Raw genomic sequence first — 19729 nt, 5'->3', positions numbered from 1 at the left:
GAGACGCGCCTGACATGGCCTCATCATCTGCATCCACAGAGCCTCGCTGGAAGCACTGGCGACTCGAGCACGACATCGATCACATCGCCTGGCTGACCCTGGATCACGCCGACGAGAAGGTGAATTCCCTCGGTACGGCCGTGCTCGAGGAGCTGGAAACCATCGTTGGCGACCTCGAAGCCAGCCAGCCGACCGGCCTGGTCATGATGTCCGGCAAGACGAAGAGCTTTATCGTCGGCGCCGACGTCCGTGAGTTCGACCAGACCGACAAGGTCTCCGAGCTGGAAGAACAGATCAAGAAGGTGCACGGTCTGTTCCAGCGCATCGAGGATCTGCCCTTCCCCACCGTCGTGGCCTTCGAGGGCTACTGCCTCGGCGGCGGACTCGAGTTGGCGCTGTGTTTCGATTGGCGAATTGCTCTGGACGCCGACCACACGCGGATCGGCTTTCCGGAGGTGAACCTCGGCATCTACCCCGGTTTCGGCGGCTCGGGACGCTCCATCCAGGCGGCTGGCGGTCTGCAGGCCATGCAGATCATGCTCACCGGTCGCATGCTGCGGGCGCGTGCCGCGCGGGCCATGAACCTGATCAATCAGACCGTCGATCGCCACGGTTCGCTGCGCTGGTCGGCACGCCAGGCCGTGCTCAAGAAGAAGAAAGCCCGCAAGCCCGGCCTGGGAGCACGCGCCACGACCTGGGGCCCGATTCGCAAGTTCATGGCCGGTCAGATGCGCAAGCAGACCTCGGCCAAGGCCCGCCAGGCGCACTATCCCGCGCCCTTCGAACTGATCGACGCCTTCGAGCATTGCGGTCAGTCCCAGTCCGGCATGATCCGCCTCGAAGAGGAAAAGGTGCCGCGCCTGCTGGCCGGCGACACCTCGCGCAACCTGCGCCGGGTCTTCCGCCTGATGGAGTCGCTGAAGGAACAGGGCAAGCGCAGCAGCTTCAAGGCTCGTCGCGTCCACGTCATCGGCGCCGGTGTCATGGGGGGTGACATTGCGGCCTGGTGCGCCAGCCGGGGCCTCGAAGTGACGCTCCAGGACCGGGAGATGAAGTACATCGAGCCGGCACTGAAGCGGGCAGCCAGCCTGTTCAAGCGCAAGCTCAAGACCCCGACGGCGGTGGCTGCGGCCAAGAGCCGCCTGATCGCGGACGTCGAAGGCAAGGGCGTCGCGCGCGCCGACGTGATCATCGAAGCCATCTTCGAAAATCGCGAGGCCAAGCGGGAGTTGTTCAAGAACCTGCTCGATGATCTCCAGCCGCACACCCTGGTGGCCACGAACACCTCGGCCATTCCACTGGCCGAATTGTCCGACGTGTTCGAAGACCCGAGCCGTCTGATCGGCCTGCACTTCTTCAACCCCGTGGCCAAGATGCCCCTGGTCGAGATCGTCTATGACGCCAAGAGCAATCCGGATCGGGTCAATGACGGATCGAGCTTCGCGACGCAGATCGGCAAGTTTGCCCTGCCCGTTACCTCGACACCGGGTTTCCTGGTCAATCGCGTGCTCGCGCCCTACATGCGCAACGCCATGAAGCTGCATCGCGAAGGCGTGCCCAAGGAGGCGCTGGACAAGGCCGCCGAGGAATTCGGTATGCCGATGGGGCCGGTCGAGCTGGCCGACACCGTCGGCCTGGACGTCGGGCTCGGTGTGATCGATACGCTGATGGGTGACGAGGCCGGTGAGGATCGCAAGATCCTCGAGGACATGGTCAAGGCCGGCAAGCTGGGCAAGAAGAGTGGCCAGGGCTTCTACCGCTGGTCCAAGGGCAAGCCGCAGCGTGACAAGGACGCCCACGAGGGTCATGACCTGAAGGCCCTGGCCGAGATGCTGATGAAGCCCTACTTCGACGAGTGCCAGTCCTGTCTGGCGGACAAGGTGGTCGAGAATGCGGATCTCCTCGATGCGGGCATGATCTTCGGCACCGGCTTCGCACCGTTCCGTGGTGGCCCCCTGCACTATCTCGAATCCCGCGCTGGTGAGCCCAGCACCCAGAGCGATGAGGAGTCTTCCTGATGACTGATACGAAACTTCGCAAGATCGCGATCGTCGGCGGCAGCCGCATTCCCTTCTGCCGTTCGAACAGCCTGTACGCGGACCAGACCAACCTGGACATGCTGGCCGCAGCCATCCAGGGCGTGACCGACCGCTTCGAGCTGCACGGCAAGCAGATCGATCAGGTCATCGGCGGCGCGGTGACCACCCATTCGAAGGACTTCAACCTGGCCCGCGAGGCGGTGCTGTCGACCACCCTCTCACCGCTGACCACCGGCATCACGCTGCAGCAGGCCTGCGGTACCAGCCTGACCGCTGCACTGATGGCCGGCGCCCAGATCGCCTCGGGTCAGATCGACTGCGCGATCGTGGCAGGAACCGACACCACCAGCGATGCGCCGATCGTCTTCCAGCGCAAGTTCGCCCAGCGCCTGATCAAGCTGGGACGGGCCCGAAGCTTCGGACAGAAGCTGGGCGTCTTCAAGGGCTTCTCCTTGCGCGAGCTGGCGCCACAGCCTCCGAAGAACGGCGAACCCCGTACCGGCCTGTCGATGGGGCAGCACTGCGAGCGCATGGCCAAGGAATGGTCGATCGATCGCCGCGAACAGGATGAACTGACCCTCGACAGCCACCGCAAGGCGGCCGCCGCCTGGGATGCAGGCTTCTTCGACGATCTGGTCACCCCCCACAACGGGGTGATTCGAGACAGCATCATCCGTCCTGACACCACCCTGGAGAAGCTGGGCTCGCTGAAGCCGGTCTTCGATCGCAAGAACGGCACTCTGACCGCGGGCAATTCCACCACCCTCACCGATGGTGCCGCCGCCGTACTGCTGGCGTCCGAGGAGTGGGCGAAGGCCAATGATCTGCCGATTCTCGGCTGGCTGACGCACGGCCGCACGGCCTCGGTGGATTTCGTCAACAAGGACGAGGGTCTGCTGATGGCGCCCACGGTGGCCGTGGCGGAGATGCTGACTCGAGCCGGCTTGAGCCTGCAGGATTTCGATTTCTATGAAATCCACGAAGCCTTTGCCGCGCAGGTGCTCTGTACGCTCAGAGCCTGGGAATCGGAGCGCTACTGCACCGAACGGCTCGGCCTGGACAAGGCCATGGGCAGTATCGATCGGGCGAAGATGAACGTCCGGGGTGGTTCCGTGGCGATCGGCCATCCCTTCGCGGCCACCGGGGCTCGCATTCTCGGCACCCTGGGCGCGATTCTGGAAGAGGCCGGTTCGGGCCGGGGCCTGATTTCGGTGTGCACCGCCGGCGGCATGGGCGTGAGCGCGATCGTCGAACGCGATTGATCGGGATCGCCAGCTTGCCCTTGAAGAACCCCGCGTAAGACGGCTTACGCGGGGTTTTTCTTATCCCCGGCCGGTCAGCCAGAGACTCAGGCCGGGGAACCAGGTGATGATCAGCAGCGCGACCAGCAGCAGGCCCAGGAAAGGCAGGGTCGAACGGTAGACGCGCAGGATGTCGTCGCCGAACCGATGGCTGGCCAGAAACAGATTGATCCCCACCGGTGGCGTGCAGTAGCCGATCTGCAGGTTGGCCAGGAAGACGATCCCCAGGTGCACGGGATCGACGCCGAAGGCCAGCGCGATGGGGATGATGAGCGGGGCCAGGATGACCAGGGCCGCGAAGATGTCCAGCACCATGCCCGCCACCAGCAGCACCAGGTTGATCAGGAGCAGGAAGACCAGCTTGGAATCGATCAGGGGCGTGACCCAGGCCAGCAGGCGCTGGGGAACCTGGGCGTCGATCATGACGTTGGTCGAGGCCAGCGACATGCCGAGAATCAGCAGGATCGCACCCACCAGCATCATCGATTCGCTGATCAGCGCCGGCAGACGCTTGATTGGAATCTCCCGTCGGATCAGCACCAGGCTGACGACCACCCAGACGGCCGTGACGACCGCGGCTTCGGCGACCAGCAGCCAGCCGGAGTAGATGCCCCCCAGCACCACGAAGGGCAGCGGCAGCTCCCAGGCCATGGCGCGCAGGCTCGGCCAGAGTGGCGGTGCGGGCTCGGCGGCTTCGCCGCTACCATCCTGGGTGTGGCGGCGCTGCCAGATGGCCCAGGCGGCCAGCACGACGATCATCAACAGGCCCGGCAGCAGACCGGCCAGGAACAGGTCGTTGACGCCGATGCCCTGCCCCGGTGCCACCTGTTGAGCGACGACGGCGTACAGGATCAGTGGCAGCGACGGGGCGAACAGCACGCCCAGGCTCGAACCGGTCGTGACCAGGCCAAGGGCAAAGCGACGCGGGTAGCCGGCCTGGATCAGGGCCGGCAGCATCAGGCTGCCCAGCGCGATCACCGTGATTCCCGACGCCCCGGTGAAGGCCGTCATCAGGGAGAACATGACCAGGCCGAGGATCGCCAGTCCGCCGGGCAGCCAGCCCAGGGAGGCCCGGGTCAGATCGACCAGCCGTCGGGGTGTGCCACTTTCAGCCACGAGCACGCCGGCCAGGCAGAACATCGGCAGCGCCACCAGCACCGGCAGGTCGCCGATGCGTTGGAACTCCATCGCCACGAGCACGGGATCGAGTTCCACGTCGATGTAGCCGAGGATGGCGCCCAGGCCGATAACGGCAAACAGGGGCACGCCCACCAGCGCCAGCAGAATCAGCAGGAAAGCGATCATCCCTGCGTTTCCCTGCCGCTCGGGGTGCCGCCGATCTCCATCGGCGGGGCGGCCTTGCCGGACAGCGGTCCTCGCGGCGAAAAGGCGACCGCAAAGAAGCGCGCGGCCATCAGGGCGAAACCGATGGGAATGATGAAATGGACGGCCCAGGTCGGAACGCGCAGGAAGGCGAACGCACCGAATTCATGTTCGAGCGCCACCATTTCGAGCCCGTACCAGCACATCATCAGGGACACTCCACCGGCCATGGCATAGCTGAAACGATTGACCCAGGCCAGTGGCTTTTCCGGCAGCCAGTGCTCGATGAGGTTGATTCGGATATGCCTGAGCTTGCCCGCGGCCATCACGCCGGCCACCATCGCCAGCCAGAGCACCATGGCACGCATGGCGCCATCGGCCCAGGGCAGTGCCACACCGGTGTTGCGCAGGATGATCTGGGTAAGTCCCAGGCCCATCAGGCCGAACAACAGCAGGGTGAGGAGCAGCTCCTCGAGGCGCGTCAGGGCGTCGGACAGCAGGCCGAAGAACTCGGCCAGCGCCCTAGTCACCCGCACGCAAGGCCTCCAGATCGCGCTGCATGTCTTCCAGGTGCGGAATGTCGATCGCGCCGGTTTCGAGCAGGTTTCGACGGGTCTCTGCCGCGCCTTCTCGCCAGGTCTGGATCTGCGCGGCCGTCGCTGGATCGATCTGGACTCCCTGCTCCAGCAGGGCTTCGCGAGCCTGCTGGTTTTCGCTCAGATTCGAGCGTTCGAGTTCGGCGAGGGCTTCGGCGAAGCGACTCAGCAGGACCTCACGATCCGCATCGGCCATGCGTCCGAGGCTGCGCGGATCGAAACCGATCGTGCCGCCGGTCATCAACACCGGCAGATCCAGCATGTGACGAGCACGCGTATGCCACTGCAGGATGATCGCGCCCGAGGTCGTGCTGGCAAAGGTGTTGATCGCCCCGGTCTGCAGCGCCGTGTAGACCTCGGCGAGTGCCAGGGGGACGGGGCTGACGCCCAGACGTTCCAGGGTCTCGCGGGACAGGGTGTCTTCGGGCTGCACCCAGACCCGCCATGAGGTGTCCATCTCGTCCGGGTCGGGAAAGGCCTCGCGTCCGAACAGATAGGCAAAGCCGCCGAGGGCGATGCCCGGGATGATCACCCCACCCTCTTCCAGGGCCTCGATGATCAAGGGATCGTAAGTCGGGCGGAGCGCCTGGATCTCATCGACGCTGTCGAAGACGAAGGGCAAGGAATACAGGTTGACCGCGCCGCTGATTCCGACCAGGTCGCCCAGCGTGAACGCGCCGCCATTGAGCTGGCCGAGGCGCATGCGGCGGAAGATCGCATTGGCATCTCCCATCACGCCGCCCGGGTAGTAGCGGATGCTGACCCGCCCTTCCGTGTCCGCTTCGACCGCGTCGGCGGCCGCATTGAGTGCGTTCATCCAGCTCGAGCCATCGGGCGCCAGGGTGGCGATCTTGAGCTGCTGGGCATGAACGGCGCCGGCCAGGAACAGGACGAGCAGGAGCCCGCAGATTGCTTGGGTCAGGGGGGCTTGCGTTTTCATCAATCGAATATCGCCTCGGTCTGTTGCAGCAGATCGGCCGCGCGAGCTCGCGCAACCTGGTTGCTCAATCGGTAATCCGGCGTCTGCACATCGCTCGAGACCACCTCCTCGAGCAGGGTCACGTAGAGATCCCGGTCGAACAGCAGCCGTGCGTAGGAATCGGCCATCAGCACGTTGACCAGCAGATTGTCACCCGAAGATACCTCGCGGGCGCGCTCGAAATAGGCGCGCGCGCGCTCGGGTTGCCCTCCGGCAGCGGGTGGCCGTTGCGAGTTGAGGACGGCCAGATACAGCCAGACGGCGCCATCGTCGTGCCGGGGGCTCTGCTGAGCTACCCAGTCGAGCAGGCGTTCCACCCGCGGCAGATCGCCCAGGGCTCGGTAATCGGAGGCGTTGGCGTCGATCCAGCCGGTCCAGGTCGTGGCCAGGATGTAGAGCGCGTCCAGATCGTCCGGATCGAGCGAGTCGATCCGGGCATCGAAGGCGTCGAAATCCAGGCGATGGAGTTCGCAGAGGCGGGTCCGGGCGGCACAGGCGCCGATGCGTGCGTGCTGCAGGGCTCGATCGTTCAGGCGCCGGTAACGGGCATCTTCATCGGCGAAGAGTGCCGCGTAGGTGCCCGTGAGACGGGCCGCGCTGAGGCGCAGGCTGGGCTCTTCCGGGGCGCCGTTGATCCGTGCTTCGAGCAGGAGCAGATAGGCGGGAAGGCCATCGGCGACCACGCCCGGATCGCTGTATCCCCGAATGGCCGTTTCCAGATCACTGGCGAAGCGCTCGGTCGCACGATCGACCAGGGCGCTGCAGCCCGCGAGCAGCAGAACCGCAACCATGGTCAGCGCCTGTCTCATGGCGCCTTCACCACGAGCCCGGCCGCCTCGGCCGTATTCTGCATCAGGGTCGCCACGGTCATCGGTCCGACCCCGCCGGGTACGGGCGTGATCCAGGCGGCTCGCTCGGCGGCGGCATCGAAATCCAGATCGCCGCGCACCCCGCCCTCGGGTTTGCGGATGATGCCGATGTCCACCACGATGGTGCCGGGCGTGATCCATTCCGGATCGATCAGGTCGGGCTTGCCGACCGCCACACAAAGGAGATTGGCGGCGCGCACATGGCGCTCGAGATCGCGGGTGAACCGGTGCGCTACGTTGACCGTCGCGCCGGCCAGCAGCAACTCCAGAGCGAGCGGACGTCCCACGATATTGGAGGCGCCGACGACCAGGGCGTCCATGCCCTTGGCATCGATCCCGTTCGCATGCAGCAGGGTCATGACGCCGCGCGGCGTGCACGGCCTGAGGCCCGGATTGCGCAAGGCCAGGCGGCCCATGTTGACCGGGTGAAAGCCGTCCACGTCCTTGTCGGGGTGGATGCGTTCGGTCATCAGGCGCTCATCCAGGTGTCCCGGCAGGGGCAGCTGCACCAGAATGCCATCGATGTCAGACGATTCGTTGAGTTCGTCGATCAGGGCCAGCAGTTCGCCCCGTCCCACGCCGTGAGCCATTCGATGGCTGGTGGAACGAATCCCCGCCCGTTCGCAGGCTCGAATCTTGCTGGCCACGTAGACTTCCGAGGCCGGATCGTCTCCGACGAGCACCACCGCAAGACCCGGAGAGCGCCCGCCGCGTGAGCAATGCGCGTCCACGGCCGATCGGACGTTGGCGATCAGACGATCGGCCACGTCACGTCCGTCGAGAATTTTTGCGTTCGAGGAATTCACTGGGGCGACATTGTACCGATTAGCGGTTAGGATTGAGAGCCAGTCAACACTGCCCATGGTCAGAGTATGAATATCTTCAACTACAACTTCGTTGCCTTGGACGGCGGACCCATGCCCATGGAGCGGTTCCGCAATCAGCCCATTCTGTTCGTCAATACGGCATCGGAGTGCGGTTTTACCCCCCACTACGCGAAATTGCAGCAGATCTACCAGGATTTCCAGCAGTCAGGCCTGGTGGTGGTCGGCATGCCCTGCAACGATTTCGGTGAGCAGGAGCCAGGCAGCGAGGAGGAAATCGCCGAATTCGTCCATTCCCAGTATCGGGTCAGCTTCCCGATGACGGCCAAGTACTCGGTGATCGGTATCAATGCACACCCGATGTTCAAGGATCTGGCCCAGGAGTACGGTGGCGACGTTCTGCCGCGCTGGAATTTCCACAAGTATCTGTTCAATCGCAAGGGCGGCCTGATCGAGCACTGGCCGGCCCAGACGCCGCCGGATGATCCCGCGGTACTCCATCAGATCACCCGCAATCTACAGTCCTGGTCGCTGTAAGCGGGTCGCTGAGCCAGTCTCTCCACGGCGTTCGGGCCTCACCGGGGCCCAACGCCTACTTTCTGGACTTCTTGCGCCGTCCCAGGTTCTTCAGGCGCTTGCGCTTCTGCAGCTGGCGGGGGGTGAGCTTGTTCTTGCGGCCCGCATAGGGATTATCGGAATCCTTGAAGATCAAACGCACGGGAATGCCGGTCAGGTCGAACTGGCGGCGCAGACAGTTGATCAGGTAGCGCCGGTACTGCTCCTGCACGTGCGCGGTTCGGTTGCCATGGATGACGATCCGGGTCGGAAAGGTTCCGCCGCTATGGGCGTAGCGCAACTTCGGCGTTCCGCGCTTCGAACCGGCCGGCGCGTGCGCCTCGACCGCCTTGCGAAGCGTCCGGGTCAGCGCCGGCGTGGACAGGTCCTGGTTGGCCGCCTTGAAGACATGGTCGATGGCGTCCGTCAACTCACCCAGGCCACTACCGTGTAACGCGGAAGTCGTGACGACCGGGGCGAACGAGGCGAAGTTCATCCGCTCGGCCATGGCGACCAGGACCTTGTGGCGCTCATCCTCGCTGATCGAATCCCACTTGTTGAGCACCACGATCAGCGCTCGTCCCGCGTCGATGACATGTCCGGCCAGGCGAGCGTCCTGCTCTGTCACGCCATCACTGGCATCGACCAGCAGGACAACGACCTGAGCCTGCTCGATGGCCTGCAGGGCCTTGATCGTGCTGAATCGCTCGATACCCTCGTGGCTGCCCCGGCGGCGGCGAATGCCCGCGGTGTCCACCAGGTGCAGTTTCAGGCCGTCGCGCTCGACATCGGCATGGATCGGATCTCGCGTCGTGCCCGCAATCGGTGTGGCCAGCGCGCGCTCTTCCCCGACGAGGCGATTGAGCAGCGTGGACTTGCCGGCATTCGGCCGCCCGATCAGCGCGAGCTGGATGGAGCCCTCAGCTGCCGGGGCCTCCGGCTCATGTGCTGGCAGGCCCTCGGCCACTTCGCGGGCCAGGCGTTCGACGCCGCGGCGGTGGCTGGCTGCCATCAGGGTCATCGATTCGAATCCGAGCTCGGACGCATCGGCCATGGCCTGGGCTTCCGACAGGCCATCGGTCTTGTTGACGGCCAGATAGAGCGGCTTGTCGCAGCTCCGGAGCCAGCGGGAGATCTCCAGATCATCCGGAGTGACGCCAGCGCGGGCATCGGTCACGAAGATGACCACGTCGGCTTCTTCGACGGCCAGCCGCGTCTGCTGCTGCGCGCCGGCCATGACTTCGTCGGCGGCCTCCTCCAGGCCACCCGTGTCGATCAGGATCGCCGGCTGTTCCCCGAGCGTTGCGCGACCGTAGATGCGGTCACGCGTCACCCCGGGGATGTCGGCCACGAGCGCGTCCCGGGTTCGGGTCAGGGCATTGAACAGGGTCGACTTGCCCACGTTCGGGCGGCCGACGATGGCGACGACAGGTAGCCTGGACAAGGGCGGGATTTCCGGATTCAGGAGCGCAATGACCAGGCGCTCAAGCGCCCGCTGTCTTCGAGCAGGTAGAGCGTGTCGCCCACTACGACGGGGGCCGTGGCCGGGCGGTCGCGCGTGGCCTTGCGACGGCCGACCATGGCCCCGCTCTCCCGGTCGAAGGCATGCAGATAGCCTTCGGCGTCGACCACGACCAGGTAGTCACCGACGAAGACGGGGCGGCTGAGCCCGCGGCGGGCGAGCCGGTCGTCCGACCACAGAGTCGAGCCGTTGCGTCGATCGATCATCCAGAGGCCGTCATCGCTATCGACGGCCGCCAGTTGCGTGCGCTGCAGGCTGAGGCCGCTGTAGGAGGCCAGGTCCTTGACCCAGAGAATCCGACCGGATTCCACGGCCAGCGACGCCATGCGACCGGCGTAGGTAACCACATAGAGTTCGCTGCCGACGACGGCCATCGGGCCATCGATGTCGGCCAGACGCTCCAGCTCGCTGCGACCCTCGGGAACGCTGACTCGCTGCTCCCAGCTCAGGCCCCCATCGCTGACTTCCACGCTGACCACGGCACCGTCGTCGTAGCCCAGGTAGACCCGTCCGGCTCGAGCCAGCGGATCGCTGTTGCCGCGCAGGGTCAGCAGGGGAATCGAGCGATCGTAGACCCAGAGACGGGTCCCATCGGCCGGATCGAAACCGAAGGTTCGCCCATCGATGCAGCGCGCCACGATGATGCCATCGTGCATCACCGGGTAGGACAACAGCTCGGAGGACAAGCGGGCACGCCAGCGTTCTGCCCCGGTGCTGCGGTCAAGGGCCAGCAACCCGCCGTCGAAGCTGCCCACCAGCACGAGATCACCGTACACCGCCGGTCCGCCGGAAATGGCAAGATCGGTCTCGAATCGGCGAATCATGCGGCCGTTGTCGGCGGTGACGACGGTGATTTCCCCGTCGTGGTCACCCACCCAGAGTTCACCATCGACGTGGAAAGGACGCATCGCGCCCATGCGCTCGTCCCTTCCGTCGCCAGCCTTCACCGTCCAGCGCTCTTCGAATTCGACCCGTTCCTCGAAGTCGACCAGCTCGGCCGGGCCCAGAGCCTCGTCGTCACCGTCGAACCAGCCGCCGATCGTCTGACAGCCGGCCAACAGTGCGAGCAGGAACAGCGAAACCATCAGTCGCATCATGCGACTCATGAAGCGTCCTCGGCGGCGGCCGGACCGGTGGAATCGATCTTGATCTGCAGCAGACTACGGCCGATGCCCTGCCCGGTCAGATTGTCCATCGCCTCCTGATAGGCCAAGCGCGCCTGGTCGAGCTGGCCGCGAACCATGAAGAAATCGCCGCGCGCTTCGGCCCAGGCGCCTTGAAACCCGCTGGGGGCCCCACCTTCCAGTTGGGCCAGCGCGCCACCGATGTCGCCTTGCGCCTGCAGGATCCTCGCCAGACGAAGACTCGCTGCACCATGCAGGGATGCGAGCCGGTCGTTGTTCAGCACGTCCCGATACAGTTCGGCCGCCGGTTCCAGACGCCCGTCGTCCACATAGGCACCGGCCATCAGCAGGCTGGCCAGGCCGACGTAGGCGCTACGCCCGGACGCTTCCTTCATCGCGTCGAACTGCTCCTGGGCGAAATCGATCCGGCCCTCGCTCAGCTCGGACTGGATCACACTGTAGTATTCGGAAGCCAGCAGGCGGGCTGCTTCCTGCTGCCCCTGCCAGTACTTGAATCCGAAGATGCCGCCGAAGGCCAGCACCAGGCCCACCACGATCGAGGCCCCGTATTCGTTGATCCAGGAGCGTACGCGCTCGCCCTGCTCGTGATCGTCGTAAAGTTCCACAGCCATGCTATTCGTTCCTGCCCGCCGCGCGGGTCGATTCGATCAAACCGTCAATGATACTAAGAAAACCGTCAGCCGATCGCTTCTCGGTCGATGCGAGACGCAATCCATTGAGCGAGATCGGAAATCGCGACCGACGCCTGCTCCGCCTGCGGGTCGCGCAGGTCCTTGACCTGGACCTGCCCCACTTCCATTTCCGCCTCACCAAGCACCAGAGCGTAGCGAGCGCCACTGCGATCGGCGCGCTTGAACTGGGCCTTGAAGCTGCCCCCGGCCAGGGAACAGGCCAGACCGAGCTCCGGCAGTTCATTTCGAAGCCGCTCCGCCACCTCGAGCATCCGGCCCGGATCCACCTGATTGACAAGGTAGAGCTGGGGTGACTGATGCTGCTGTACGCCCAAGGCTTCGAGCAGGGCGAGGACCCGTTCGATGCCCATGGCGAATCCGATGCCCGGCGTCGGCTTGCCGCCCTGCATCTCCACGAGATCATCGTATCGCCCGCCGGCACAGACCGTGCCCTGGGCGCCGAGATCATCGGTGATCCATTCGAAGACCGTTCGACAGTAGTAGTCCAGACCTCGCACCAGACCCGGGTTGACGCGATATTCGATGCCCAGCGCATCCAGCATCCGGCAGACCTCGTCGAAGTGCGCTCGGGCCTCGTCGCCAAGGGCATCGGCCAGGCGCGGAGCCTTGGCCATGATGGCCTGGGTGTCGGCATTCTTGCTGTCGAAGATGCGCAGCGGATTGCGCTCGAGACGACGCCTCGAGTCTTCGTCGAGGCGTTCCCGGTGCGGCGTCAGGTAATCGACCAGTTGCTGCCGGTAGCGTGCGCGATCTTCCTTGTCACCGAGGCTGTTGATCTCGAGTCGCACCCGATCGCTCAAGCCGAGCATCTTCCAGATCCGGGTGACCATGAGGATCAGTTCAACGTCGGTCGCAGGCTGATCCAGTCCGAACACTTCGGCACCGAACTGGTGAAACTGACGCTGGCGGCCTTTCTGGGGGCGTTCGTGGCGAAACATCGGTCCCTGGTACCAGACCTTGAGGCCTGGCGTGTGGAGCAGACCGTGCTGGATGGCAGCGCGCACGACGCCAGCCGTACCCTCGGGACGAAGACTCAAGACGTCCCCGTTACGGTCTTCGAAGGCGTACATTTCCTTCTCGACCACGTCGGTGGCCTGGCCGATGGCGCGCGTGAACACTTCGGCATTCTCCAGCACCGGGATACGGATTTCGCGGAAATCGTAGCTGGATGCGCAGTCACGGAGGCGTGCTTCCAGCCACTGCCATAGCGGCGACTGCTCGGGCAGAATGTCGTGCATTCCGCGAATCGATTGGATGTTCTTCATCGTCCTGAGAATCTGGGTGAAAGAAAGCGACGGTGCCGAATCGCACCGGGTCCTGGATCGAAAATCACGCGGTCAGGCCGCAGGTCGTCGAATCAGCGCTGGATCTGCCCATCCTGGCCGATGGTCAGCTCGACGACGTCCGCGCGCTCGTGACCCTCGTAACTCAAGGGTTCGCCATTGAGCAGCAGATCGACCGCGCTGGAGCGACCGATCAGGACCTGGAACGGGGGCTCGCCCCGATAGGTCCGGGACTGGCCGGAACGAAGCAGGTCATACTCGAGGCGTTGATCATCTCCCGCGGTGATTTCGATCCAGCTGTCTTCATGAAGATGAACGGTCAGTTCGAAGCTCTCCGGCTCAAGCAGCGCTTCCGCAGGGGGTGCGATGGGCGCCAAGTCGTTTTCCGACGCCTGCAGCTCTTCCGGCCGTCGGGCGCGAATGGCGCTCAGTGGCAAGGTCGAGGCGGAAATCGGCTGCGTGCCGTTGGCCATGTCGGCACTCGATGTCCCTGCCCCTGCCCCGGGAGCCGCATTGCTCGCACCCAGGTCCAGGCTGAGCGAGCGCTCGACGCCTTCGGTCACCGAGCCCTCTTCGGCATCGAACAAGGCGGCGCCGGTATTCAGGTAGATCATGATGATGGGCGGAACGATTGCAACAGTTACAAGAACATAGGTTGCAAACTTCATGTAACGGTCGAATCTGAAGCGGGGTCTGCGTACCGGCAGGACTTCGGTCAATCGGGGCGGCTCCTCCTGATCGAGCATGGACAGGAGCTCAGCCTCGTCCAGGCCAAGCAGACGTGCGTAGTTGCTGATGTAGCCCCGACGGTACAGGGGAGCGAGCCGCTCCACTCTCCCCCGTTCCAGGTCCTCGAGAAGCAGCCCGGACAGGTGCAAACGGCTTGCGACCTCGGCTTGACTCAGGCCCTGGGCCTGGCGCTCATCGAGTAATCGCTGGCCGATGGCCTTGAATCGCTCCGAACGATCCATGACCGTATCCTGGGAGGTGGCTTGCATCGAAGTCTGATGTTCAGGAGTCATGACGATTGAGACGCCTCATCTGATCGGCTTCGCGACTGTCCGGGTAGTCGCGTTCGAGTGAATCTGCGTATTGCCGGGCGAGATCGCGATTGCCAAGGCTGGATTCGATCTGAAAACCGAGCAACAGCGTCGCCGGATCACGACTGCCCAGCGATTCGAGGCGCTGGAGAAATGCACGCGCCCTGAACGCTTCGCCCTGCGAGAGGTAGATGTCGGCCAGCTGATAGAGGGCATCCGGATTTCGGGAATCGATGTCCAAGGCCTGGCGAAGGTACTCGGTGGCGTCCTCCAGGCGGCCAGCCCGTCTGGCGCAGACGCCTGCGTTGGCCCAGGCCACTTCGGGCGTGCCGTAAAAGGGATCGCGGGTCGCCGTCAGGAAATGAGCATCGGCCTCCCGGTAGTCCTGCTGGCGACAGAGAAACACGCCATAGGCGTTCTGCGTTCCACCGTCTTCCGGCGCCAGGCGATCCGCCGCCCGGTAGTGGCGCTCGGCGCTGGCATCGTCGCCCAGTCGTTCGTGAATCATGGCCAGGCTCAGATGCGCCGGCACATGCTGCGGATCATGGCGCAAAGCGGTTTCGAGCTTCTCCATGGCCACCTGTAGCTGCCCGCGCTCGAGATAACCGATCCCGAGACGAGTATTGATCTCGGCCGCCCGGACCGGGCTGGCCTGATTGAGCCCCGCTCTCCGCTCGCCTGTTCCACTTCCGCCGGTGGAGGCGCAGGCGGCCAGCAGCAGAGCGAGGGCCAGGCAGGCCATGAATCGAGTCGATGACGTCATGCGCTCAAGGCCTGTCGTGCAAGCTGTTCCTGAACCGTCCGGCGGCGCTCGCTGGGGCTGAGCAGCTTGCCGACGAGCTGGCCACAAGCTGCATCGATGTCCTCGCCTCGGGTCTTGCGAACCGTGGTGATGATGCCTGCTGCCCGGGTGATTTTCTGGAACTCGTAGATCGCTTCCGGCGTCGAGGGGCGGAACGGTGTGCCCGGGAAGGGATTGAAGGGAATGAGATTGATCTTGCAGGGCAGACCGTTGAGCCGCTTGACCAGACCCCGGGCCTGCTGAGGCCCATCGTTCAGGCCGTCGATCATGGTGTATTCGAAGGTCACCGTTCGACGATGACCGCCGCGGACATAGGCCTTGCAGGCGGCCATCAACTCGTCCAGCGGGTACTTCCGGTTCAGGGGCACCAGCCGCGAGCGAAGCTCATCGTCCGGTGCGTGCAGGGACACGGCCAGGGCGAACTCGACGCCCTTTGCCAGCTGCTCCAGTCCGGGAACGACACCCGCCGTCGAGACGGTGACGCGGCGCGCGGCCAGGCAGTAGGCCAGATCCTCGCGCAGCAGATTCAATGCGGCCTGAACGGCATCCAGATTCAGCAGGGGTTCGCCCATGCCCATGAAGACCACATTGGTCACGCGACGCTCGCCGAAGCGCTCGTCCTTCAGCGCATTCACAGCGTGGAAGACCTGGCCGATGATTTCCGCGGAGGAGAGATTCCGTTTGAACCCCTGCGTCGCGGTGGAGCAGAAGGTGCAGTTGAGCATGCAGCCCACCTGGGAGGAAATGCACAGGGTGCCGCGTTGCGCTTCCGGGATGAACACCGTCTCGACCGCGCTGCCGCCGGAGACCGACAGCAGCCATTTGACCGTGCCATCGGCACTGATCTGCTCACGAATGACGCGAGGCGCACGGATCTCCGCAAGACCGCTCAGTTTCTCGCGCAGCGCGCGGGACAGGTCGGTCATCTGCTCGAAATCGGTGACCCCGCGCTGATGAATCCACTGCAGGATCTGCCGCGCACGAAAGGGCTTTTCGCCTAGATCGGCGAAAAACGCGGTCAGTCCTTCACGGTCGAGACCGAGAAGGTTCACCCTTTCTGCTTCAGTGGCAGACATTTAGCGGACTTCTCTAAGAGCGATCGTCAATTATCGCGAGTATATCTCATCGTCGCCGAAAAAGAAGGCGATCTCTTGGGCGGCCGTATCTTCACCGTCCGAACCATGCACGGCGTTGGCATCGATGCTGGTGGCGAAGTCCGCGCGGATGGTGCCCGGTGCGGCCTGACGAGGATCGGTTGCACCCATCAGCTCACGGTTGCGGGCGATCGCATCCTGCCCTTCCAGCACCTGGATCATGACCGGGCCGGAGGTCATGAACTTGACCAGATCGGCGAAGAAGGGGCGATCCTTGTGGACGGCGTAGAAGCCTTCGGCGTCAGCCTGGCTGAGGTGCTTCATCCTGGCGGCAACGACCTTCAGGCCGGCGCGCTCGAAACGGGTGTAGATCTCACCGATCACGTTCTTGGCAACGGCATCGGGCTTGATGATGGACAGTGTGCGCTGCATGCGTACTCCTGGGAACTGGGTTCTTGGATTGGGATGGGAGTCGTTCAGGGAGGCGAACGACGCGGCATTGTAGCCACTTTGTCCCGCGAATTCAGCAATCTCGGGGCTTTTCGGACGATTTCAATCGTCCCCGCCCTCTCCATCGAGTTGCGCGTCGACCAGATGCTGGATATTCAATTGCGGAGTCACTCGACCGCGGAAACGATTGACCTCCAAACGATAGGTCACATGCAGCGGATCGGGCAGCTCCTGGTGACACAGGCCGCCGGCGCGAAAGGCGATGGCGTCGAGCACTGGCCCATCCGGCAGCGGCCGGAGTCGAAGCTTCAGGTGCACCTGCCCTACGACCCGTCGCTCCAGGACCTCGAAACGGCCATCGAAGAGCGGTTCCGGCCATTCCTGTCCCCAGGGCCCGGCGGCCTCGAGCGCTTCGGCGGTTTCGACGAGGAAGTCCCCCGACTCGAGTGCGCCATCGGTCTCGACCTCCTCTGCGGCAAAACGGATTCTGGACAGTTGCCGGTCCATCGCTTGCCGGAAGGCCTCGAAGTCCTCGGCCCGCAGCGACAGGCCCGCGGCTCGCGCATGGCCCCCGAAGCGCTCGATCAGACCGGGGTTGGCAGCGTTGATGTCGACGAGCAGATCGCGCATGTGCACGCTGGCCGGACTGCGGGCCGAGCCCTTGAGCTGCTCGCTGCCGGACTCGGCCGGCGCGAAGGCGATGACCGGACGTTGAAAGCGCTCCATCAATCGCCCGGCGACCAGTCCGACCACGCCTTGATGCCAGGCCGGATCGAACACGCATAGACCACTGACCTGCCCTTCGATGGAGCTCGCCAGGGCGTCGGCCTGGGCTTCGGCGTCCTGCTGCATATCGGCCTGAATGGCCTGGCGTTCGGCGTTGAGCTGATCGAGCTGGCGGGCCAGGGACCAGGCCTCACGGTCGTTTTCTGCCAGCAGGCAGCGGATACCGATCCCCATATCGTCCAGACGGCCGGCCGCATTGAGCCGGGGCGCGGCGGCAAAACCAAGATCCGCCGACACCACATGGCGGAGATTCCGGCCGGCGACCTCCAGTAGTGCCGCCACGCCGGGACTGGCCTGCCCGGCCCGAATGCGCGCGAGCCCCTGATGAACGAGGCGACGGTTGTTTTCGTCCAGCGGCACGAGATCGGCCACGGTGCCGAGGGCGACCAGATCCAGCCAGACGTCCATGCGCGGCTGTGGTCGCTGCTCGAACCAGCCCGCGTCACGAAGACGCGCCCGGAGTGCCATCAGTGTGTAGAACATCACCCCGACGCCAGCCAGGGCGCCGGAGGGAAAGGGATCGTCCGGCAGATTGGGGTTGACGATGGCGTCGGCCTGCGGCAGCTCCCGCCCCGGCAGGTGATGATCGGTCACCACGACCCGAATGCCTTTCGATCGAGCCAGGGCAACGCCGGCCAGAGAACTGACGCCCTGGTCGACGGTGATGAGCAGATCCGGCCGACTCGGCGCGATCTCCTCGACGAGGGCCTCACCGAGCCCGTAGCCATGCCGAAACCGGTCCGGCACGACCCAATCGACCTCGGCGGCGCCCATCGCGCGCAGGGCACGAACGGCCAGGGCCGTTCCCGTCGCGCCGTCGGCATCGAAATCGCCGACGACGACGATGCGCTGGCCTTCGCGGATCGCCGCCTCCATCAGGGCAGTCGCCCGATCCAGGCCCCCGAGGGTCGGTGGAAGCAGTTGGCCCAGGCGATAGTCCGGTATTGCCCGGCAACCGCGAGCAGCCAGCACACGCGCGACCACGGGGTGCACACCGGAAAGCTCGCTCGGAGCGGCGATTCGCCGACGGATGGCCACGGATCGCATGCTCACGAGCCCCTTTTCCAGAATCGCCGCGCCTGCCCCGGGCGGAGGGACCAGACCCGTTCCCGACCGGCCACCTCCAGTTGGTCAAGACGCCCCAGGATCAGACGCCGCCAAAACGGCTGGAGGAGATCGGCCAGCTCGGCCAATGCATCTTCGGCCACCAGGCCATCAGAGGGAAACCACTCGAGCAGACTGTCGTCGGCTCCATTGGACGAAGGCCGGGGCAGGTCCAGCCAGTCGGCCAATGCATCCGCCTCGTCGGAGCAAGCCGCCAGTTGCCTGACCCGCGGTGAAACGCTCCCTCGATCCGGTAGTGCGCCGGCGCCCCAGAACCAGAGCCCGGTCGGCAGCCCTTCCACCTCCCTGGCGAGCTGGTGCAGTGCAACCTGGGCGTCCGTCAGCAGGCGGGTCCAGTAGGCACCGTCCGGCCCCCGGGGAAGAAGATGATCCATGCTCTGCCCCTGAAGCTGGTCCGGGGCCGCGAAGAGGCAATCCGGCAACCGCTCCAGTCGAACATAGCCGCGCGCTGGATGCGGCAGGTCGAAGTCCAGGCCGGCATCCTCGAAGACCGGGCCAAGGGCGTCGATAACGCGATCTCGCGACGCGTCGAAGCTCGAAGGCTGGACCCAGACCGCGCTCAGATCCGGTCGCAGGCCGACCGGATCGGCCCGCAGCCACAGTCCATCATGGTCCTCGGGACGATCCATCCGGCGGGTCAGGGCCGCCGACGCGATCGCCTGGCCGGTCAGCAGCTGGGACAGATCGGAATCGGGGGTGAGCGGCCGGCTTTCCGCCCTGGCGAACAGACGGTCGAACAGCTTCGGCACCTCCCCTGCGCCGGCCAGCAGCGCTTCCAGATCCGGGGCGCGGACGATGATCAAGCCGGTTGACCGATCAGCGGTACTCGACCGCGATGATCTCGTAGACGCGCAGTCCGTTCGGGGCCTGGAATTCGACCACGTCGCCTGCTTCCTTACCGATCAGGGCACGCGCCAGCGGGGCGCTGATGGCCAGACGTTTTTCGGCGACATCGGCTTCCAGATCGCCGACGATCTGCCAGGTGGCCTCTTCGGCACCCTCCGCGTCCTCGATCAGGGTGACGGTGGCGCCGAACACGATCTTGTCGCCGGCATTGGTCTCGGTGGGGTCGATGATGCGAGCGTTGCCGAGCGAGCCTTCCAGCGCCTGAATCCGGCCCTCGATGAAGCCCTGCTGTTCCCGCGCGGCATGGTATTCGGCGTTCTCCTTCAGATCGCCGTGCGCGCGCGCTTCGGCGATGGCTTCGATCACCGCCGGTCGGTCCTTCTTCTTGAGACGTTCCAGCTCGGCCTTGAGGCGCTCGGCCCCGGCCCGGGTCAACGGGATCTGGCTCATGATGTCTC

The 19729-nt window shown here is 64.9% G+C and carries 19 protein-coding genes; 3 read left to right on the top strand and 16 right to left on the bottom strand.

All coding sequences use genetic code 11. The annotated features are described in order from the left end of the window. The first annotated feature begins 14 nt into the window (after window positions 1-14). Window positions 15-2018 (top strand): 3-hydroxyacyl-CoA dehydrogenase NAD-binding domain-containing protein, encoded by a 2004-nt coding sequence (locus tag WM2015_RS07925; protein WP_049725536.1) that lies wholly within the window; start codon window positions 15-17, stop codon window positions 2016-2018. After that, a complete protein-coding gene (locus tag WM2015_RS07920) occupies window positions 2018-3301 on the top strand; it encodes an acetyl-CoA C-acetyltransferase (RefSeq protein ID WP_049725535.1) in 1284 nt (427 codons plus the stop codon). The genes WM2015_RS07925 and WM2015_RS07920 overlap by 1 nt, the downstream gene beginning before the upstream one ends. Before the next feature lie 60 nt (window positions 3302-3361). Here WM2015_RS07920 and WM2015_RS07915 read toward each other — a convergent pair whose 3' ends face one another. Genes WM2015_RS07915 through folD form a run of 5 tightly spaced genes read right to left on the bottom strand, consistent with a single transcriptional unit; the run spans window position 3362 to window position 7913 of the window. After that, window positions 3362-4645 carry a TRAP transporter large permease gene (locus WM2015_RS07915; RefSeq protein ID WP_049725534.1) on the bottom strand — a complete coding sequence of 428 codons (1284 nt, stop codon included), beginning with the start codon at window positions 4643-4645 and terminating at the stop codon, window positions 3362-3364. Continuing rightward, window positions 4642-5199, bottom strand: a complete 558-nt coding sequence (locus WM2015_RS07910; RefSeq protein WP_049725533.1) for a TRAP transporter small permease — start codon at window positions 5197-5199, stop codon at window positions 4642-4644. The genes WM2015_RS07915 and WM2015_RS07910 overlap by 4 nt, the downstream gene beginning before the upstream one ends. Further along, a complete protein-coding gene (dctP, locus tag WM2015_RS07905) occupies window positions 5186-6199 on the bottom strand; it encodes a TRAP transporter substrate-binding protein DctP (RefSeq protein WP_049725532.1) in 1014 nt (337 codons plus the stop codon). Before dctP ends, WM2015_RS07910 begins: the two co-directional genes overlap by 14 nt. Further along, a complete protein-coding gene (locus WM2015_RS07900) occupies window positions 6199-7029 on the bottom strand; it encodes a TRAP transporter TatT component family protein (protein ID WP_169751126.1) in 831 nt (276 codons plus the stop codon). Before WM2015_RS07900 ends, dctP begins: the two co-directional genes overlap by 1 nt. 14 nt (window positions 7030-7043) lie before the next feature. After that, the gene (folD, locus tag WM2015_RS07895; RefSeq protein WP_049725530.1) at window positions 7044-7913 is read right to left on the bottom strand and encodes a bifunctional methylenetetrahydrofolate dehydrogenase/methenyltetrahydrofolate cyclohydrolase FolD; all 870 of its coding nucleotides are present in this window, start codon (window positions 7911-7913) and stop codon (window positions 7044-7046) included. A 66-nt stretch (window positions 7914-7979) separates the two neighbouring features. On the opposite strand from folD, the gene WM2015_RS07890 reads away from it, so the two are divergent. Continuing rightward, complete coding sequence (locus WM2015_RS07890; protein ID WP_049725529.1) at window positions 7980-8468, top strand: glutathione peroxidase; 489 nt, start codon at window positions 7980-7982, stop codon at window positions 8466-8468. Between the two features lie 55 nt (window positions 8469-8523). Here the strand turns inward: WM2015_RS07890 and der are convergent, their stop codons facing one another. The 11 genes from der to greA all read right to left on the bottom strand — a co-directional run bounded on the left by der (window position 8524) and on the right by greA (window position 19721). After that, on the bottom strand, window positions 8524-9930 hold the full coding sequence (gene der, locus WM2015_RS07885) for a ribosome biogenesis GTPase Der (RefSeq protein WP_049725528.1): 1407 nt from the start codon (window positions 9928-9930) through the stop codon (window positions 8524-8526). Between the two features lie 17 nt (window positions 9931-9947). Next, window positions 9948-11114 (bottom strand): outer membrane protein assembly factor BamB, encoded by a 1167-nt coding sequence (gene bamB, locus WM2015_RS07880; RefSeq protein WP_049725527.1) that lies wholly within the window; start codon window positions 11112-11114, stop codon window positions 9948-9950. Continuing rightward, a complete protein-coding gene (locus WM2015_RS07875; protein WP_049725526.1) occupies window positions 11111-11764 on the bottom strand; it encodes a YfgM family protein in 654 nt (217 codons plus the stop codon). The genes bamB and WM2015_RS07875 overlap by 4 nt, the downstream gene beginning before the upstream one ends. A 65-nt stretch (window positions 11765-11829) precedes the next feature. Next, a complete protein-coding gene (hisS, locus tag WM2015_RS07870; protein WP_049725525.1) occupies window positions 11830-13110 on the bottom strand; it encodes a histidine--tRNA ligase in 1281 nt (426 codons plus the stop codon). A 92-nt stretch (window positions 13111-13202) separates the two neighbouring features. Next, on the bottom strand, window positions 13203-14099 hold the full coding sequence (locus WM2015_RS07865) for a RodZ domain-containing protein (protein ID WP_169751125.1): 897 nt from the start codon (window positions 14097-14099) through the stop codon (window positions 13203-13205). A 40-nt stretch (window positions 14100-14139) separates the two neighbouring features. Beyond that, window positions 14140-14931, bottom strand: a complete 792-nt coding sequence (gene pilW / locus WM2015_RS07860) for a type IV pilus biogenesis/stability protein PilW (protein ID WP_082169558.1) — start codon at window positions 14929-14931, stop codon at window positions 14140-14142. Then, window positions 14928-16046, bottom strand: coding sequence for a dual-specificity RNA methyltransferase RlmN (rlmN, locus tag WM2015_RS07855; RefSeq protein ID WP_049725522.1), 1119 nt, complete (start codon window positions 16044-16046; stop codon window positions 14928-14930). Before rlmN ends, pilW begins: the two co-directional genes overlap by 4 nt. A gap of 30 nt (window positions 16047-16076) precedes the next feature. Then, window positions 16077-16496, bottom strand: a complete 420-nt coding sequence (ndk, locus tag WM2015_RS07850) for a nucleoside-diphosphate kinase (protein ID WP_049725521.1) — start codon at window positions 16494-16496, stop codon at window positions 16077-16079. Window positions 16497-16616: 120 nt separating this feature from the next. Beyond that, window positions 16617-18347 (bottom strand): single-stranded-DNA-specific exonuclease RecJ, encoded by a 1731-nt coding sequence (gene recJ / locus WM2015_RS07845; RefSeq protein ID WP_049725520.1) that lies wholly within the window; start codon window positions 18345-18347, stop codon window positions 16617-16619. Window positions 18348-18349: 2 nt separating this feature from the next. After that, window positions 18350-19228 carry a hypothetical protein gene (locus WM2015_RS07840; protein WP_049725519.1) on the bottom strand — a complete coding sequence of 293 codons (879 nt, stop codon included), beginning with the start codon at window positions 19226-19228 and terminating at the stop codon, window positions 18350-18352. A 13-nt stretch (window positions 19229-19241) separates the two neighbouring features. Then, on the bottom strand, window positions 19242-19721 hold the full coding sequence (gene greA / locus WM2015_RS07835; RefSeq protein ID WP_049725518.1) for a transcription elongation factor GreA: 480 nt from the start codon (window positions 19719-19721) through the stop codon (window positions 19242-19244). Between the last annotated feature and the right edge of the window lie 8 nt (window positions 19722-19729).

This window comes from Wenzhouxiangella marina (assembly GCF_001187785.1).
GTDB lineage: Bacteria > Pseudomonadota > Gammaproteobacteria > Xanthomonadales > Wenzhouxiangellaceae > Wenzhouxiangella > Wenzhouxiangella marina.
The sequence above is the reverse complement of the archived record's forward strand: the minus strand, read 5'-3'. Positions and strand labels throughout refer to the sequence as shown.

What these genes read in the sequence shown, in the direction of transcription:
- WM2015_RS07875 (WP_049725526.1), bottom strand. Translation starts at nt 11,764, where the DNA reads ATGGCTGTGGAACTTTACGACGATCACGAGCAGGGCGAGCGCGTACGC.
- WM2015_RS07900 (WP_169751126.1), bottom strand. Translation starts at nt 7,029, where the DNA reads ATGGTTGCGGTTCTGCTGCTCGCGGGCTGCAGCGCCCTGGTCGATCGT.
- WM2015_RS07915 (WP_049725534.1), bottom strand. Translation starts at nt 4,645, where the DNA reads ATGATCGCTTTCCTGCTGATTCTGCTGGCGCTGGTGGGCGTGCCCCTG.
- WM2015_RS07920 (WP_049725535.1), top strand. Translation starts at nt 2,018, where the DNA reads ATGACTGATACGAAACTTCGCAAGATCGCGATCGTCGGCGGCAGCCGC.
- pilW (WP_082169558.1), bottom strand. Translation starts at nt 14,931, where the DNA reads ATGACGTCATCGACTCGATTCATGGCCTGCCTGGCCCTCGCTCTGCTG.
- WM2015_RS07865 (WP_169751125.1), bottom strand. Translation starts at nt 14,099, where the DNA reads ATGGATCGTTCGGAGCGATTCAAGGCCATCGGCCAGCGATTACTCGAT.
- recJ (WP_049725520.1), bottom strand. Translation starts at nt 18,347, where the DNA reads ATGCGATCCGTGGCCATCCGTCGGCGAATCGCCGCTCCGAGCGAGCTT.
- WM2015_RS07925 (WP_049725536.1), top strand. Translation starts at nt 15, where the DNA reads ATGGCCTCATCATCTGCATCCACAGAGCCTCGCTGGAAGCACTGGCGA.
- rlmN (WP_049725522.1), bottom strand. Translation starts at nt 16,046, where the DNA reads ATGTCTGCCACTGAAGCAGAAAGGGTGAACCTTCTCGGTCTCGACCGT.
- dctP (WP_049725532.1), bottom strand. Translation starts at nt 6,199, where the DNA reads ATGAAAACGCAAGCCCCCCTGACCCAAGCAATCTGCGGGCTCCTGCTC.
- bamB (WP_049725527.1), bottom strand. Translation starts at nt 11,114, where the DNA reads ATGAGTCGCATGATGCGACTGATGGTTTCGCTGTTCCTGCTCGCACTG.
- ndk (WP_049725521.1), bottom strand. Translation starts at nt 16,496, where the DNA reads ATGCAGCGCACACTGTCCATCATCAAGCCCGATGCCGTTGCCAAGAAC.
- hisS (WP_049725525.1), bottom strand. Translation starts at nt 13,110, where the DNA reads ATGAAGAACATCCAATCGATTCGCGGAATGCACGACATTCTGCCCGAG.
- WM2015_RS07890 (WP_049725529.1), top strand. Translation starts at nt 7,980, where the DNA reads ATGAATATCTTCAACTACAACTTCGTTGCCTTGGACGGCGGACCCATG.
- greA (WP_049725518.1), bottom strand. Translation starts at nt 19,721, where the DNA reads ATGAGCCAGATCCCGTTGACCCGGGCCGGGGCCGAGCGCCTCAAGGCC.